At 43.0% G+C, this 15,804-nt stretch carries 15 protein-coding genes and 1 riboswitch; of the genes, 3 read left to right on the forward strand and 12 right to left on the reverse strand.

Features of this window, described 5'->3' with window-relative positions; translation table 11 throughout:
• Window positions 1–430: 430 nt before the first annotated feature.
• Window positions 431–829 (reverse strand): H-NS family histone-like protein, encoded by a 399-nt coding sequence (locus tag DBZ36_RS04120; RefSeq protein WP_120353666.1) that lies wholly within the window; start codon window positions 827–829, stop codon window positions 431–433.
• Window positions 830–1,269: 440 nt separating this feature from the next.
• Window positions 1,270–1,465, forward strand: a riboswitch (Lysine riboswitch).
• 57 nt (window positions 1,466–1,522) lie between these two features.
• Between DBZ36_RS04120 and DBZ36_RS04125 the strand changes: the two genes are divergently transcribed.
• Together DBZ36_RS04125 and DBZ36_RS04130 are read left to right on the forward strand one after the other, a co-directional pair.
• Complete coding sequence (locus tag DBZ36_RS04125) at window positions 1,523–3,112, forward strand: Na+/H+ antiporter NhaC family protein (protein WP_120353667.1); 1,590 nt, start codon at window positions 1,523–1,525, stop codon at window positions 3,110–3,112.
• Between the two features lie 17 nt (window positions 3,113–3,129).
• Window positions 3,130–3,708, forward strand: a complete 579-nt coding sequence (locus DBZ36_RS04130) for a thymidine kinase (RefSeq protein ID WP_120353668.1) — start codon at window positions 3,130–3,132, stop codon at window positions 3,706–3,708.
• Here DBZ36_RS04130 and DBZ36_RS04135 read toward each other — a convergent pair.
• The 5 genes from DBZ36_RS04135 to DBZ36_RS04155 all read right to left on the reverse strand — a co-directional run bounded on the left by DBZ36_RS04135 (window position 3,701) and on the right by DBZ36_RS04155 (window position 8,329).
• A complete protein-coding gene (locus DBZ36_RS04135; RefSeq protein ID WP_120353669.1) occupies window positions 3,701–4,093 on the reverse strand; it encodes a MerR family transcriptional regulator in 393 nt (130 codons plus the stop codon). The genes DBZ36_RS04130 and DBZ36_RS04135 overlap by 8 nt on opposite strands.
• Window positions 4,094–4,122: 29 nt before the next feature.
• On the reverse strand, window positions 4,123–5,343 hold the full coding sequence (locus DBZ36_RS04140; RefSeq protein ID WP_120353670.1) for an EAL and HDOD domain-containing protein: 1,221 nt from the start codon (window positions 5,341–5,343) through the stop codon (window positions 4,123–4,125).
• A gap of 120 nt (window positions 5,344–5,463) precedes the next feature.
• Window positions 5,464–6,762: an outer membrane protein transport protein gene (locus tag DBZ36_RS04145; RefSeq protein WP_120353671.1), complete on the reverse strand. Its 1,299-nt coding sequence runs from the start codon at window positions 6,760–6,762 to the stop codon at window positions 5,464–5,466.
• 297 nt (window positions 6,763–7,059) lie between these two features.
• The gene (locus DBZ36_RS04150; RefSeq protein ID WP_120353672.1) at window positions 7,060–7,776 is read right to left on the reverse strand and encodes a DUF3379 family protein; all 717 of its coding nucleotides are present in this window, start codon (window positions 7,774–7,776) and stop codon (window positions 7,060–7,062) included.
• Window positions 7,769–8,329, reverse strand: coding sequence for a sigma-70 family RNA polymerase sigma factor (locus DBZ36_RS04155; protein ID WP_120353673.1), 561 nt, complete (start codon window positions 8,327–8,329; stop codon window positions 7,769–7,771). Before DBZ36_RS04155 ends, DBZ36_RS04150 begins: the two co-directional genes overlap by 8 nt.
• Before the next feature lie 188 nt (window positions 8,330–8,517).
• Here DBZ36_RS04155 and DBZ36_RS04160 point away from each other — a divergent pair, with 188 nt between their 5' ends.
• Window positions 8,518–8,802: a YfcZ/YiiS family protein gene (locus tag DBZ36_RS04160; RefSeq protein ID WP_120353674.1), complete on the forward strand. Its 285-nt coding sequence runs from the start codon at window positions 8,518–8,520 to the stop codon at window positions 8,800–8,802.
• 36 nt (window positions 8,803–8,838) lie between these two features.
• On the opposite strand, the gene DBZ36_RS04165 is transcribed toward DBZ36_RS04160, so the two are convergent.
• Genes DBZ36_RS04165 through DBZ36_RS04190 form a run of 6 tightly spaced genes read right to left on the reverse strand, consistent with a single transcriptional unit; the run spans window position 8,839 to window position 15,754 of the window.
• Complete coding sequence (locus DBZ36_RS04165) at window positions 8,839–10,578, reverse strand: BatD family protein (RefSeq protein WP_120353675.1); 1,740 nt, start codon at window positions 10,576–10,578, stop codon at window positions 8,839–8,841.
• Complete coding sequence (locus DBZ36_RS04170) at window positions 10,579–12,318, reverse strand: vWA domain-containing protein (RefSeq protein WP_120353676.1); 1,740 nt, start codon at window positions 12,316–12,318, stop codon at window positions 10,579–10,581.
• Window positions 12,315–13,355: a VWA domain-containing protein gene (locus tag DBZ36_RS04175; protein ID WP_233558090.1), complete on the reverse strand. Its 1,041-nt coding sequence runs from the start codon at window positions 13,353–13,355 to the stop codon at window positions 12,315–12,317. The genes DBZ36_RS04170 and DBZ36_RS04175 overlap by 4 nt, the downstream gene beginning before the upstream one ends.
• Window positions 13,352–13,897: a DUF4381 domain-containing protein gene (locus DBZ36_RS04180; RefSeq protein WP_120353677.1), complete on the reverse strand. Its 546-nt coding sequence runs from the start codon at window positions 13,895–13,897 to the stop codon at window positions 13,352–13,354. Before DBZ36_RS04180 ends, DBZ36_RS04175 begins: the two co-directional genes overlap by 4 nt.
• On the reverse strand, window positions 13,878–14,798 hold the full coding sequence (locus tag DBZ36_RS04185; protein WP_120353678.1) for a DUF58 domain-containing protein: 921 nt from the start codon (window positions 14,796–14,798) through the stop codon (window positions 13,878–13,880). The genes DBZ36_RS04180 and DBZ36_RS04185 overlap by 20 nt, the downstream gene beginning before the upstream one ends.
• Window positions 14,798–15,754 carry an AAA family ATPase gene (locus DBZ36_RS04190; protein ID WP_407641482.1) on the reverse strand — a complete coding sequence of 319 codons (957 nt, stop codon included), beginning with the start codon at window positions 15,752–15,754 and terminating at the stop codon, window positions 14,798–14,800. Before DBZ36_RS04190 ends, DBZ36_RS04185 begins: the two co-directional genes overlap by 1 nt.
• Window positions 15,755–15,804 lie beyond the last annotated feature (50 nt).

Here is a 15,804-nt window from a genome sequence, read left to right on the forward strand (position 1 = left end):
CCCATGTGCAGGTATTTTTGTCGAAAGCCCACCTTTCGTAATCAATATAAATCAAACTTGGTATTCAATTACTTTCCCAATTTATATAAACAATGATGATTTTTCGATCTAACTTCTATTCATCAACACTATATGTCCAAGCTATAACCTAACAGTTGTTATATTATTCGAATCTGGTTGTTTAGTTTCGAAAAACTAATAATGACACTACGTAAGCGTTTAAGTTGTTACAAATTAGATTAGTGACAAGACAAGAATTTAATAATAAACGAAAATTTACTTTTCTTTACAAATGGGGAGGCGTTTAGTCAGTCTTCTTGAACTTTATTTATAGAAGTGACAATAAAGAAGTTTATTTGAAATAGGTAGTTATAACATTTGTTTTACTCGGCACGCTTGATGTGCCGAGTAAAATGACTTTCAAAGCTAGTTAAATCAAAAAGTCTGCTTTTGATTTGCCCTGTTCGTCAATGGCGCGCTGAATTACCGCGGGTGTGCGTCCTTGACCTGTCCATGTTTTCTCAACGCCTGCTTCTGTGTAGCGATACTTAGCTGGAAGGGGAGCGCGTTTGCGTTTTGGTGCTGCAGCTTCAAGCGTAGATACAAGCTCGTTTGGATCAATGCCGTCGTTGGCTAGCATTTCTTTGTACTTCGCTAATAACTCTCTTTTTGCGCGTTGTTGTTCGAATGCTTGGTTTTCTTCTTCTTTGCGAGCTTGGATAATGTTCGAAAGTTTGGCTGATGTTTCTTCTAACTGCTCGATACTAACTTCACGGGTTGCTGCTTTCAAACTACGTGCGTTTAAAAATACCTTTAAAAAGTCACTCATATTAATCCTCAATTTTACAGTGTAGATGTTGTTAATTTACCGTTCATTGGGCTACTGAACTATTATCTTGTTATCGTTGCAGTATATACCTTGATATTATAATAAACGATCACTTTAGAATGTAGAAACTATTATTTGAGTTCTTAATACCTAATTTTTGCAAATAACTGATTTTCTAAGTCAATATAGTATTCATTTGACTGAGCATTATTTTACTTAGATTTATTGTATTAAGGATGAATGCTGTTAAGACATATATAGCTACGTTTCTGAGACTATTATAAAATTAGCGACTGCTTTTTCGAGCATATCATCGTTAGTGCGTGTGGTGTTTTATCTTTACTATTCTTGATTATTTGGAATTTTAGGGTTGCTAAATGCTAATTTCGTGGTGTAAATACCTTTATTTTTGCGTCCTGTTATGGAAGAATGCGCGCTTACTGCAAAGTAGAGGTGCGGTAGTCATTAGTTATCAAGCGTAGGCGGCAGCCGCAAAGACTTGATTAAAGGGGCTATCGCCGAAGCGACAACTTAGGCATAAGTTGAAGCTGGTATTGTTTCGAATAGGAGCTGTACTGTCATAGTTAACCAGGGATTTATTCCCTAGCCTTTAAACTATGGAGCGCTACTGCATATTTAGTTTAATGATTGATAAACTAGACATCAGTAGTTCTCCTTTTAGAAGAAGAGATCATGCAACTAGCACAATATTCAGATTCCGCATTATCGTTAATCGCGCCAATTTGTGCCTTACTGGCCGCCGTGATAACCCGTCGTATTATTTTGTCCCTAGCCATTGGTATCATTGTCGGCACCTTGTTTTTAGTAGAGCTAGATATTACCAAAGGTGGCAGCTACCTTGGGGCGTCTGTCATTGGTTTGGTTTGGAGCGATGGCGCTATAAATACCTGGAATGTATATATTATTGGCTTTCTTTTGTTACTTGGGGTGATGACCAAGTTAATGAGTCTAAGTGGGGCCAGTTCTGCCTTTGCACACTGGGCAAGCCAGCGGATCAAGACTCGCCGCGGCGCGAGCATGTTGACTGCAGGGCTAAGCTTTCTAGTTTTTGTAGATGATTATTTTCATAGCTTAGCTGTTGGTAATCTAGCTCGACCTATAACCGATAAAGCACAAATATCTCGCTCTAAACTTGCCTATTTACTTGATTCAACTGCGGCGCCAGTTTGTGTCCTTATGCCGCTCTCAAGCTGGGGCGCTTATATCGTCACAATAATAGGCGGCTTACTAGCTACGCATGCAATAACTGAGATCAGTCCCTTAGCGGCTTTTGTAAGTATGATCCCTATGAATTTCTATGCGGTTTTTGCCCTAGTTTTTGCCTTAGCTGTTGCCTACTGGAATATCAATTTGGGTGCCATGCGCAAAGAGGAACAGCGTGCACAAAGTGGCGAGTTGTATGATCATCACAAAGGCATGCCAGCTGGTATGGTAGAAACGGACAATGAGCAAGTCGACCTAAACGCAGGTCCGTGGGGATTAGTGTTGCCAATTCTAGCAATGACACTAGCTTGCTTCAGCTTGTTTATTATCACAGGGGCTAATGCTTTAGACGGTGACCAAGGTTTTAGTTTGATGGCCGCGCTTGAAAATACTGATGTAACCTTATCCTTACTACTCGGTGGTGTGGTAGGGCTTGCAGTCTGCTTATACTTTAATTTTAAACAAGGACAAAGTCTGGGTTTAATTGCTAACGCCTCCATTCGCGGTATGCAAACCATGAAAGGTGCCATTTTAATCTTATTATTTGCATGGACAATTAGCGGTGTAATATCTGATTTGGAAACGGGCAAGTATTTAGCCTCACAAATTGGCGACAGTATTCCTTATCAACTTCTACCTCTAATAGTATTCATCCTTAGCGGCATCATGGCATTTTCTACCGGCACAAGTTGGGGGACGTTCGGTATTATGCTACCAATTGCAGCGGACATGGCAGCGGGGACGAATATCAGTATGATGCTGCCAATGTTAGCTGCTGTATTAGCGGGTTCAGTATTTGGCGACCACTGTTCACCGATTTCAGATACAACAATTCTTTCATCGACTGGCGCGGCATGTCACCATTTAGATCATGTTGCAACACAGTTACCCTATGCACTACTTATAGCAGCCATTAGTGGCTTTAGTTATGTGGTTTACGGTTACAGCGAAAACGTATGGATTGGCTTAGGGTTTGGGTTGGCAGTGCTACTTGCGGTTGTTACTATATTGGTCAAACACCCTCGCTTTGCTAAACACACAGTCTTTAACCCGGTTTAATAAGGAATTTAGTTTTAATGGCAAGTCTTTACTTTAAATACGCAGCGATGAACTCTGGTAAATCAACGCAGTTAATTCAAGCGCATTTTAATTATCTGGAGCGTGGATTAAAGCCCATTGCCTATATCCCGCTGATCGATAATCGAGCTGGAAAGGGCAAGATTAAAGCGCGCATCGGCCTTGAACTTGAAGCCTACTCATTCTCAGCGTCTGAAGACTTATATGAACACATTAAGCAGCAAGCGATAAACACCCAAGTAGATGTTGTTATTGTTGATGAAGGGCAGTTTTTAAATCGCGAACAAGTTTATCAACTTGCGAAAATTGTCGATGAACTTGGATTACCGGTAATGGTTTATGGCCTTAAAACTGATTTTCAAGCGAATCTATTTGAAGGCGCTTACCATTTATTGTGTCTTGCCGACAAAGTTGAAGAGCTAAAAACAATTTGTTGGTGTGGGAATAAAGCGCACTTTAATGCACGGGTTAATGACCTAGGGCAAGTTCTTCGCGAGGGCGAGCAAATAGAAATCGGTGGCAACGAACGTTATATTGCGCTTTGTCGTAAACACTTCATGTCGGGACAAGCTAGCTAGTTGAATGTATGTTTGCCAGCGCCTCACTACAACGGCGCTCGGCAGATTTCAGCTCCATTAAAACTACTTGTATGTCTTCTTGCTGTCGCAATAACGCACTGCGTTTTATGGCGATCATTTGCATTAATAACTCAACCTCCTGCTCAGACTCCAAGCTGGCGTCGTACAGATTGAATAGTTCTCTAATTTCGTTAAGAGAAAATCCGAGACGCTTTCCACGTAATATGAGCTTTAATCGCAGCTTGTCATGCTTACTATAAATACGTTGGTTAGCATCGCGTTCAGGACTAAGTAGTCCCTCGTCTTCATAGTAGCGAATACTGCGGGTTGTAATAGCGAACTCGGTAGCGAGCTGAGAAATCGTAAATTGACGCTGATTGGACACGAAAAACTACTCCTGAATGTTTCAACTCACTAGCGCAAACAAGCATGTTGAAATTGCGCATCTGAGAGTGCATTAAAATAGTATTCGCTAATGACTTTTTCATCTAGTCCAAAGCGTACACTTTTGGTCTGAAGTGTTGGCCAGCTCGCTTTTTCAAGATCAATGATGAGCGACAAGTAAAGTGCAAGGGTACCGCGGCGCGTCATCAACGCGTCATTTACTTCGTTAGCTACCCCAATTTCACTCAGTATCACTGACATATCTTGATCTAGTATCGTTGGCATTAATGAGAATAGACCGGTTAAAAATGCGTGGTCGGGATCTGCTTTTTTACTTGCTTTTGCCATTGATTCGCAAAAGTTTGCACGCACCAATGCCATACTAAATAGTTCTCTAGGTTTGTCCTGTGCGGCGGAAGCCATCGCGACTAAGCTTGCAAAACGCTGTAGTTTTTGTTGTCCCAAAAAGCTTATCGCTTGGCTAAACGACGATACAGGTTTAGCGTTACTATAAATAAGTGTGTTAACGTATTTAAGCAGTTTATAACTGATGGATAGGTCTTTACTTATAATCGAATGCAATTTCGCTGGGCTGGTGTCACTTCGGTAAACTTCCGCTAATAGTGCTAATGCACTGACTTGACTAGAACTTAGTTGAGGCTTGCGAAACATCTGCGGTCGACAGAAAAAATAACCTTGGAATAAGGTACAACCAAGCAACTTCATTTGTTCAAACTGAGTATAGTCTTCAACTTTCTCGGCTAAAAACTGAATGGGGTAGGATTGCAAATGTTCAATGGTATCTGATATCTCTTGAGTTGAACTGATCTGAATATCGAATTTTACAAAGCTGATAAACTTAAAAAAAGGTTCCCACTGTTCACTATAGAGAAAGTCATCGAGAGCAAACAAATAGCCTTTAGTGTGAAGTTGCTCAACTGTCTCTAGTAGTTGCACATTGGGCTCTAGATTCTCAAGCAATTCAATGACGATTTGTTGCGGGCTAATGAGGCAAGGGATCATATCGAGCAAAGCTTGGCGAGGGAAGTTCACAAAACATGGACATGCGCCAGCGACCTGTTCAATTCCCATATGAAAGAAACTATGTTCAATAACTTTACTTGTCGCCTCGTTCTCTGGGACCATAGGAAACACATTGTTGGCGCTGTTGCGATACAGTAATTCATAGGCGACTACATCTTGATCTTCATTGAGTATGGCTTGGCGTGCCAAATAGCTAAAGTCAGTCACAAGCGCAGTCCCTCTGGCTAAAAATCTAGTATTGTCGATTTACCGTAACGCTACAAGCAAAAAAGCCACTACAAAGTAGTGGCTTAAAGTATGTATCACAAATTAGCTTTTACTAAGTGATTAGAACTTATGGTTGTATTGAACACCAACAATCCAAGCACTAGTTTTGCTAGTTGCAGTCATAGTGCCGATGTTGTCTTGGGATTCACTTACATCGATGGTTTTACCATCAATATATGCCAAGGCCAAGTCTAAACTAGAAGCTTGGTTAAAGGCATAAGTACCACCAACGCTGTACCACATGCGGTCTGAATCAGGAATTGAGATAACTCGCTTATCTTGAGATATTGGGCTTTCATCTTTGGCAATACCAGCTCTCAATGTTAATTTCTCATTAAGGTAGTAAGTTGTACCTAAAGACAAGCGCCATGAATCATCCCAACCATAGGTTTTCGGATAAACTGTGCCGTCGTCAAGATTGAAGTCTATTTTGTCAAATGAAGACCAGCCAACATGCATTGCACTGTAGTGAACGGCCCATTTTGGAGCAACTAGATGGTACCCAGAGAACTCAACAATGCTTGGTAGCGATAGCTCTAAGCTATTAATTGTTGTTGGTGCCCCCGCTTGGTTAATATAAGAACTGTGACTTGAATCAGCCTTAAAGTCGATACCAGACTTGTAGCTTAAACCAAAGCGATTACGTTCGTTTAGTTCGAGTAGTGCACCAACATCCCAAGCAAAAGCGTAGCCATCGCCTTCAAAGTCAAGACCAAGCTGTCCCGCACCAAAAGCTGACAAATCAGGTCCAGGACGCTTAAAGGTACCTTCTCCCTTTAATGCTTTTAAGCTGGCACCTAAACTGAACATTTCGTTGATACGATACGAACCCGATACACCTAGGGTAAAAGTAGAAACTTCTGTGGTTCCGCCAAATAAGCCAGCTGCTCCGTCTTGAAATCCTGCGGGAGTCAGCATTGACCCTTCTGCATTAAATTCATCTGAAAAGCCAACTGTAGTACCAAAGTCGCTATAAGCCGACAAACCTACAGCAAATTTATTGTTGATTGGGTGGATATAGTACAAAGCAGGCACATATGAAGTGCTCGAAAGGTCTTTTCCATCCATAATATCTTGGGTAGCAGTAACTCCATTGTCGTACTTGACATTGGTTTTGTTGGTATCCGGGATAATTACATTCACACCACCTGAAAACTCAGGGCTGTCGAACATGGCCATAGCAGCAGGGTTGCGAGAGATAACGGCGGCGTTATCGGCGATTGCGGCGTCACCAGCGTAAGCACGGCCAAGGCCAGAAGCAGAATGGTTGGTTAGTTGAAAACCGGCTGCTAAAGTATGTGCGCTGCTAGCAAGTACACCACTGGCGATCAATGCCAATTGAAGTTTGTTTAGTTTCATAGATCCCTCTTAAACAATATGGTTAGGTACGTCGGGGGAAGTGGCGGTTTATTGTTTTTCTAAGTAATCCGACCACTGACCTCGGATTAGTATACTCAAGAAATGCTAAATGTTAATACCTTGTAACAGTTATTTTTGTGAAACCGCTCAATAAAGTCCAATTCTTTAGTCGTATAGGGATTCTAAATAAATTCAACACTTTAGAGCTATTACTCTAAAGAGTGTGGGAACTAAAAACCAAAAGGGCGAGCTTAAAATTAGCTCACCCTTGTTAGCTTATTGTTATATATCTTGTGCTTAGATCGATTGCACGAAGTTTTTACTCAATGATTGTAGCGTAGGCTCCAAGGTTTCCATGCGATCACCTACAATAACCATACTGGCGTTCTGTAAGGTTTGAACTAATCCATGCATGCGCTTGTCACCAAAGGATTGACTGGGTTTTAATCCACGGCCGTCAGGTACCACAAACACGTTAATGTCGCCCATTTTTCCATCAATCACCATATGTAAAGCGGGGCCACCGTGGTAGCTACAGTGATTCACATACTTCACTTGTCCGGGCATGCTATCAAAACTTGCACCGTAACGCGCTAGCTTAGCATTAACCATTGCTAAGTTAGGGTGCTCGTTGGCCTGACTGGTATAAGGCATTTCTTCGTAGACATGGGCCAGTGCAACACTGCCGATGTCGGGCTGCTGAAACTTGCTGAGTAAGCCACTATTGAAACTCAAACCTAAAGCAAATGCTACCGATGCCGCTAACGCGAGATGCAACCGTGCTTTACGTTTATACTGACTGCGGCCCGTATCAAAGCTTTGACGCAGTATCAGCCGCTCAGCCATTCCTTCAGGAACATCAACCTTAAGTGCCGATTCAAGCTTGGATTCAAAGCTTTGCATTTCGTCAAATAGTTTGCGATTGCTGCTATTTTCATTTGCAGCGGCCATAAATTCAGATTCACGCTCTCGCGGATTTGCCAGTAATTGGCGGCGAAATTCTAACTCATCCATGCTGGGCTCCTCGTTGAGATTCGTTTTCCAATGCTTCTCGTAATTGATTACGAGCGCGAAATAGTCGAGTCATTACTGTGTTTTTGTTTAATGAAAGTAAGTCGGCAATTTCATCGCCACTAAAGCCCCCAACAACTTGAAGTAATAGGGGCTCTTTATATTCGTTTTCGAGTTTGTCTATTTGTTTATATAGCCATTGCTGCTCGATCGTCTGCTCAGTTGTCATTGAAGTGGTATCAGCGACGTTGTGGTCTTCGATATCCACCAAATCAAACTGCTTGCGCTCAAAGCGACGTGCATTTTCTCGGCGTAAAATAGTAATCAGCCAGGCTTTGGCTGACGATTCGTCCTTTAAGCTATCGAGGGATCGCCAAGCACGCAAAAACGTTTCTTGGACAATGTCCTCTGCAACCTGTTTATTGCGTACCAGCCAATATGCATAGCGGTAGATATCTTTATGTAGCGCTTGGACGAGCGCTTCATAGCGTTTTTGTTTTTCTTCCATGTCCGAGTTGACCGTGCTTCGGCCAACTTTCTTTCGCCCAAATACCATTTTTATTCCTAATTGCTGCTTTTACGCCGTTTTATAATAAAAGTGATGCTGTTGCTGACCTCATTATTCTAACTCACAATGCGATGTAGGTCAGCGCTAAGCGCTTCAAATCTGCAATTTGATCTAGATCAAATTCTAGGCTTGCATTCTAGGGTACTGTCCTAGGATAAAATTAAAGAGGTTGTCGAATGCAAACTAAACTTGAAGAGTCGAAAACGTGTTGTTGTGTGGATGTTGGAGCAATTATTGATGGAGAAGAGCTGGTAGCGTCGGCTGATGAATTATATGCCAATCAAGAATCTGCCCAAGCACGCCTTGAAGATTTAAGTGCTAAAGCACGCCGCGCTGAGTCAGACCCATGTGTTATAGAGCACAGTTTTGAAACACAAGAAGACGGTGTGCGTTTACGCGCTAGTTTTACTTTCTGTAATCAAGCCGAGAGTTTGATTTTTCAGCTAGGAATGAATCGCTAACACTTTTAGTACTAAATCGGTCCTATCAAAGGCTCCCTAGGAGCCTTTTTCTTTTCCTAGTTCTATTTTGCCATTTAGCTCAGGCAGGCTGGAACGTTTGTTTTGCTGGCTTATGTAAAGAACACGAACCTTACGTGCTTCCTCTAATAATCGGATGTCATCGCGCGGATTGTTCTTTGCGTCGGTATTCCAGATTAGCTCTTGTAGTACTTTTCGTATGGGTTCGATATCGTCCATGGCTTGGGGGTGACGCTCAAGCCATGTGTCTAAGCAAGTTAACATTTGTCGTGGTTCTTGGCCTTCGACACTTTCCTCAAAACTTTGCCAAAGCTGCTTTTCGCTGAGGACTTTATTGTTGGTAGCCATCTTGTTCGAAACAAAAAGCTCAAATTCATCGCTATTAGTGTCTTCGATAGCTTGAGCGGGGCTCTCTTGATTTGTTGTCTGCAACAATTCTGGCTGTGCCTTAAGCCCTTGTCCTTGAAGTTGACGACGTTTATATAGGAATAGTCCTAGCCATGCTAAAAGTGTAGCTATCCAAGCGCTAGCAAAAAACCAGGACCACTTAGAGTTAGGTTTTTCGCTTAGATCATGAGTCCCATTTTCAGTGCTTTGAGCGGCAACGCTCACAATTGACTCAACTGTTTGCGATGGTTCAACAATAATTACTCGACCGTCAATCTGGGCTATTTCGCGTTGGTCCAATTTGGTATTCCACCAAGGAAGAGAAATTCCTGGGAGCACCAAATTGCCAGATTTGTTAGGAATTAAAGTTGTTCGTTGCACCCTTTTGGATAAAACAACGCCATCTTTTACATAAGTTCGGTCAACTGGTGGTTCAGGGTAAGCTCTAAAGTCTGCACCGTAATCTTGATCCAGAGAGGGGAGTTGATTAACCCCAAGGCCTGCTACAGTTATACTTATTTGGCGTACAAAACCATCACCAGCACTGATGTTTAGGACTTCTGGCTCAATTGATTCGCTTATCGCAACATCATGACTGGGAAGCCACGTCCCGTCATAGTTTTCAGGAATGCCTTTGACGTCAAGTACAAAAGGATCTTCTTCAAGTTCAACGGCTATGACGCTATTGTTTGCGGTTCGAGCAACTCCGCTTAGATGCGGGCTGGTTATCGATATTTCGCCTGCGGTTTGTGGTGTTATTAACCAGTAACGACTTAACACGCGATAGCGGCGCCCTTGTATTACTTCGGTTGATCGCTCATCTTCCCCGAGTTGTTCAATTTTGGCCCCTAAAGCATTGGGTGCGAGAATGTTAGCTTGTTCGAGTTGGTCTGCGACAAGCAGCCGCATTTGATAACGAAGTGCTTGGCCAACGTAAGCTGTTTCTGCTTCAATATTGATTTGCATTTGCACCGCTGGATCATCTTCGGTCATCGTTTGCATTGCAATAGCTTCAATTTGAATCGGCTGCGTTTCAATGCCATCAACATTTAGAGAGGGAATAAGGTAAGAGCCTGCTTCTCGGACTAATAGGGTGGTTATCCAACGCGTTTCTTGACTGCTTTTTCCGTTTATATTCTCGTAATTTCTAGACGTAGAAGTGCTACCGACCACAAACCCCGCTCTTAGTAGTGAGCTTGCATCAAATTTTGAGACATCTAAGCTAGCATCCGCGACGACTTCCAAGGTGAAAGCTTGCCCCGCAATCACGGGGTTCTGATTCACACTCGCGCTCACTTTGTAGGCCGCGCTAGCTTGGGTTATGGCAGTGCCAAACACAGTGAGTAAAAGAATTCGAAAAAGTAACTTCATTTACCAAGGTTCCTTTGACTGGGGTTGCTGGCGGCGCTTTTTATATTCAAGGATCATACGATTTCTTAATAATAAGCTTGGGTCATTGGGAAGTTGTTCTAACCATTTCTGAAGTTCTTCGTCACTGGCTTCGCCTTGGGATTTAGAGGGCTGTTGCTGCTGCGGTTCGGTTTGGTTATTAGCTTCAGGTTCCAAGCCTGCTCCAGGTTGCTCGCCATTTTCTTGTTGCGGGCTTTGCTCCTGTTCAGACGCGGGTTGTTGGTCTTTACTCTCTTGCCCTGGTGAACTTTCACCCGCCTGCTGTTTGCCCGATGACTGTTGATTCGATTGCTGATCATCGGATTGCTCATCATTAGACGATTCACTTTGTTGCTGTTGTTGCTGTTGTTCCTTTAGCTTTTGCAATAGTTCGATATTTTGCTGCGCTGCGCTTAAATTAGGATCTAAGCTTAGTGCTTGTTGATAACTTTCTATGGCGGCATCAAGCTCACCAAGCTGGGCTAATGCATTGCCTTGGTTGTATTTACCAACAGCACTTTGATCGAGCTCGAACTTAGCTTTAGCTTTTTCAAACTCTCCGGCACGATATAAAGAAGAACCCTGCCATTGGGGGTCCTCAAATTGTTCAGCGGCTTGGCCATAATCTTGATTTTCAAATAATTGCTGCGCTTGTTGTTGCTGATTTGTCCACCAAGAGCTAGTCGTTTGCGCATGTACTTGACTAGGGCTAAGTAAGGGGAAGGTTAAAAATGCTACTAAGATCGGCGATACACTATAAAAGCTTGAAATCCCAAGTAAGACTAAAATAGGGAACAATAAATAGTAGCCAAAATCCTGATAATTCAGTGCAGTATGACTTAACTCTCCAGATGTTGGGGTGCTAGAGAGAGCGGGCAGCGCTAGCAATTGCTGTATGTCCTGATCGTTGGCTTCTAGTTTTAAGCATAGTCCATTGGTTTGCTGACATAGAGGTGTGAAGTTTTCAAACTTCATTTTACTAATGACCACAGAACCGTCGCTATCTCGCATTTGCTGACCGTCTCCCAAAGCAATGGGAGCACCTTGTTCGCTGCCAAGCGCTAAAACCGAAATACGTAGATTACTGCCGGCGATATACTTGAGGCTTGCTTCAACGCTTTGTGAGCTCATGCCGTCACTTACTAATAATATGTCGCCGCGCTCTAAACCTGATTGAGCAAATAGGTCAACGGCTTTTTGGATACCAAGCTCTATAGCGCTGCCATGAACGGGCATGATTTCAGGCCCCAAATGAGGGATATAGTTTTTGAGGTTTTCTATGTCTGTCGAAAGCGGGCTGATGACAAAAGCGTCACCAGCAACAACAACAAGGCCCGTTTCACCACTACGCCAAAACTCTAATAAGTCTAGGAGTTTAAACTTTGCCAGTTGCATACGGTTGGGTTTTACGTCACGCGCATTCATAGAATAGCTTGTGTCTAACACAATAACGCGTGCAGTCTCATCGCGATACTCTAGCTTTTGTTCAATCAGCAGTGACGGGCCAGATAGTGCAATTACGCCCAGTAAACCAATCAGTAAGTGTAGTTTTTTGGCGTGTTGTTGACCTGGTTTGCGCTTTGCGCCTAAAAAGCTTGCGATTTCGTCTGGTAATATACTGAACCAAGCCTGCTGTTGATCCTGTTTGTGCTGCTTCCACCACCAAATTAACGGGATACTCAGCAACAGTAGCCATGGACGTAACAATATAAAGCTACTCATGGCTTGGCTCCCCCAATGTGTTTAATCTGTCTACGAAAAGCAGCAAAAGAGAGACGACTCCAAGGAAAAGCTAAACTCATTTCAAGAAGACCAGCTATGAGTATGAATACCCAAAACATTTCAAAACGAGGTTTAAACTCACGACTTGCACCTTCAATAGGGTTTAATTTGTCGATTTCTTGATAAATATTCAGTAGATCTTCTGTCGAACGTGCTCGAAAGTACGTGCCATTCGTGAGTTCTGCTATCTCTTTTAGTAAAGCTTCGTCTAGATCTTGAGAAGGATTGACTTTACGCACTCCAAATAGGCTTCGGCTTAGCATTTCATCGGCACCAACGCCAATGGCGTAGATCTGAACATCATTTTGGGCAGCTATTCTAGCCGCATCTATCGGTAGAACTGTACCTGAAGTATTTTGCCCGTCAGTCAATAAAATCAGTATTCTTTGTTCTGCTGGACGCTCCAAAAGCTGAGCTACACCAAGTCCAATAGCTTCACCAATGGCAGTGCTGTCTCCAACTAAACCATGTGCAAATTCTTTTACTTGTTGATTTAAAGTCTCAAGATCAAAGGTCAGTGGTGACGCCAGATAAGCGTGGTCGGCAAATAAGATCATTCCTAGGCGGTCACCTTCCCGCTGCTTGATAAAATCCAATAAAATCACTTGTAGGGCTTGTAGTCGATCTATAGGGTCGCCATTTATTTGCATGTCCTTAATCTGCATGCTGCCGGAAAGGTCGACTGCTATCATCATGTCTCGACCTTGGTCAATTATATTTGTGCCTTGAGGAGCTATCGTAATTGGGCGCATCATAGCGCAAACAAAAAATCCCCATGCAAGCCATCGAATGTACTGCTGCACTTTTGGCTTAGCTTTAGCATTGCTTAAGGTTTGCTCTGGTGTAAGTAAACTGAAATTTTTTATTTGATCATTGGTTGGGGTTTGACGTAAGCGCAGTAACAGCGGAGCAGGTAAAAGTAACAAAAGCCAAGGAAGTTCAAAACTAAGACCGGTCATCAAATGCCATAAATTCATGCTTGATGCTCCGCTTTTGGCAAAGGATATACAGGGCTTTTTAATCCGCAAGCAGAGCGCAGTCTGGTTTTACGTAATCCCAATTTTAACCAGCGTTGGCTAAGTTTGACAAAATCTAGTTCTGATTCCGTGTTATCACCATACAATGCTTGCTCCCAGCGTGCTTGTTGATGGACAAACTGACGCTCGTTTTTTGGTAGTTGCGAATCTAGAAACAACCACCATTCTTTACCATTTAAAGCCGCTACTTGTTGCCTTGGGTAATAAGCGAGCGCACAACGTTTGAGTAAGGTATTAGCTGTTATGACTTTGTTTGATTCGGACTCTAGGGTAGTTAAATCTTGTAAGTAGCGATTGGCTTCGCGTTGGGCTTTCCCGTTTAAATGGTATCGCAACACCAGAGTTATCAAAGCAATAGCAATTAACAGTAAGATAACGGTGAGTATCCACCAGCCGGGCGCAGGTAAGCCGCTTTCTATTGCGGGCAGAATAATGTCGTGCAGTTTTTCAATTGATGCGGGTTCAGATGCCATTGTTTTCATGCCAGTCTTTTGCGGTACTGATGGTGTCAAATACGATACTTGAATTTGCAAAGGTTTCTTCTATTCTCGATTGCCTCTGTTCTGCCAGATGCTGATATTGGCTGCGAAAAAATCGCTTACTTGGCCAAAGAGAACTCAAACCCTTTGCCCCTTCAATTTGTAGTCGCGTTGTTTGCTCGTTTTCAATTTGGCTTTCAAACGGATCCGTGATTTGCCAAGCCATCACTTGGTTGCGACGAGATAGACGTTGGAGCAGGGGAATGTCCTGGACTTGTAGGTGATAAAAATCACTAATTAAGTGAATTTGATACCCGGTTTTAGCAATTAAGTTCAACTGTTCAAGTGCAGGGCTTAAGTTGCTAGGCGCTTCGCTTTTATGAAATTGATCAAGCTGTTGCTGATGGCAATCGACGATTTGCTGCAGAAGCTGTAACCATTGGGCTTGTCGAGCCGCATGTGATGCTAAACTAACGTGTTGTTGTCCTTGATTAATGACAACCGCAACCCGCTCACCAAGCCCAATCGCTGCCCAACCCAAATATGCTGCTAATTCACTGGCGACAATGGACTTTAAGCAGTGTTGGCTGCCAAAAATCATACTCGGGTTTATATCTAGCAAGATAATGACAGGTTGTTCGCGTTCTTCACGAAATAGCTTGGTATGCGCTTTCCCTGTCCGAGCTGTAACTCGCCAGTCGATGCTTCGTATATCGTCTCCAGCTTGGTAGTGGCGAGCTTCGTCAAATTCCATACCGCGGCCGCGGATGTTACTGATCCGCTGTCCACTGCGACTTGCCATTGCACGATGACGCTTTAACTGCGGACCGAGATTTAAATAACGGCTTTGCAAAAGCTGGGACAAGCCCAGTTGTACAGCAGAACTACGCTCAATTTGTGTCATTAACCTATTGCCACTTGTTCGATCAATTTGTCAATAATGGCGTCCGAGGTCATGCCTTTGGCCTGAGCTTGATAAGTTAATAACAACCGATGTCGAAGTACCGGATAAGCTAAGGTCTGAATATCATCAGGGGTAACAAAGTCACGTCCTTCAAGCCAAGCTTTGGCTCTGGCACCTCGAGCCAATGCCATGGTTGCACGTGGGCTTGCTCCATACTCAATAAATTGTTTGAACCCTGCTAATGCGCTGTTTTGACCTCTAGTCGCAATGATTAAATCAACAATATATTGGGCTAACTGCGGGGCCAGCTTAACTTGCATTACCTCTTGTCGAATCTCAAAAAGCGTTTCTTTGGTTAACGGTACCGGCTTTTCAAGTTCTTGCTTTTGTGCTTCTTGTTCATTGAGAGCCAAAATTTTAAGTTCGTCTATTGCGCCTGGATAATCGATATTTACTTTCAACATGAAGCGGTCGAGCTGTGCTTCAGGTAAGGGGTAAGTGCCTTCTTGCTCAAGCGGATTTTGAGTTGCCATCACCATAAACAGCTCAGGTAAGCCGTAACTACGTCGTCCCACCGTGATTTGACTCTCGGCCATTGCTTCAAGCAAAGCTGATTGCACTTTAGCTGGAGCGCGGTTTATTTCATCAGCGAGTAGAATGTTATGAAATAGAGGACCTGGCTGAAACTTAAATTCTCCCGATTCTTGACGAAAAATATCAGTACCGGTTAAGTCCGCTGGTAATAGGTCTGGTGTAAACTGAACCCGGTGGAAACTTGCTTGTATGCCACTGGCTAAGGTTTTTACTGCGCGAGTTTTTGCTAATCCTGGTGGCCCTTCCACCAATATATGACCATCTGCAATTAAAGCGACTAACAGCTGTTGAATAAACTCAGACTGACCGATGATGGAGGTGTTCAAAAAGCGTTGTAAATCAGCTAAAGCATTCATGTTTATTAAGTTTCCGAACGATTGAAGAGCATTTGATTTAGGGAATCATAACTAAG

The organism is Alginatibacterium sediminis (assembly GCF_003610775.1).
Lineage (GTDB): Bacteria > Pseudomonadota > Gammaproteobacteria > Enterobacterales > Celerinatantimonadaceae > Alginatibacterium > Alginatibacterium sediminis.

What these genes read in the sequence shown, in the direction of transcription:
- DBZ36_RS04120 (WP_120353666.1), bottom strand. Translation starts at nt 829, where the DNA reads ATGAGTGACTTTTTAAAGGTATTTTTAAACGCACGTAGTTTGAAAGCA.
- DBZ36_RS04125 (WP_120353667.1), top strand. Translation starts at nt 1,523, where the DNA reads ATGCAACTAGCACAATATTCAGATTCCGCATTATCGTTAATCGCGCCA.
- DBZ36_RS04130 (WP_120353668.1), top strand. Translation starts at nt 3,130, where the DNA reads ATGGCAAGTCTTTACTTTAAATACGCAGCGATGAACTCTGGTAAATCA.
- DBZ36_RS04145 (WP_120353671.1), bottom strand. Translation starts at nt 6,762, where the DNA reads ATGAAACTAAACAAACTTCAATTGGCATTGATCGCCAGTGGTGTACTT.
- DBZ36_RS04150 (WP_120353672.1), bottom strand. Translation starts at nt 7,776, where the DNA reads ATGGATGAGTTAGAATTTCGCCGCCAATTACTGGCAAATCCGCGAGAG.
- DBZ36_RS04155 (WP_120353673.1), bottom strand. Translation starts at nt 8,329, where the DNA reads ATGGTATTTGGGCGAAAGAAAGTTGGCCGAAGCACGGTCAACTCGGAC.
- DBZ36_RS04160 (WP_120353674.1), top strand. Translation starts at nt 8,518, where the DNA reads ATGCAAACTAAACTTGAAGAGTCGAAAACGTGTTGTTGTGTGGATGTT.
- DBZ36_RS04165 (WP_120353675.1), bottom strand. Translation starts at nt 10,578, where the DNA reads ATGAAGTTACTTTTTCGAATTCTTTTACTCACTGTGTTTGGCACTGCC.
- DBZ36_RS04170 (WP_120353676.1), bottom strand. Translation starts at nt 12,318, where the DNA reads ATGAGTAGCTTTATATTGTTACGTCCATGGCTACTGTTGCTGAGTATC.
- DBZ36_RS04175 (WP_233558090.1), bottom strand. Translation starts at nt 13,355, where the DNA reads ATGAATTTATGGCATTTGATGACCGGTCTTAGTTTTGAACTTCCTTGG.
- DBZ36_RS04180 (WP_120353677.1), bottom strand. Translation starts at nt 13,897, where the DNA reads ATGAAAACAATGGCATCTGAACCCGCATCAATTGAAAAACTGCACGAC.
- DBZ36_RS04185 (WP_120353678.1), bottom strand. Translation starts at nt 14,798, where the DNA reads ATGACACAAATTGAGCGTAGTTCTGCTGTACAACTGGGCTTGTCCCAG.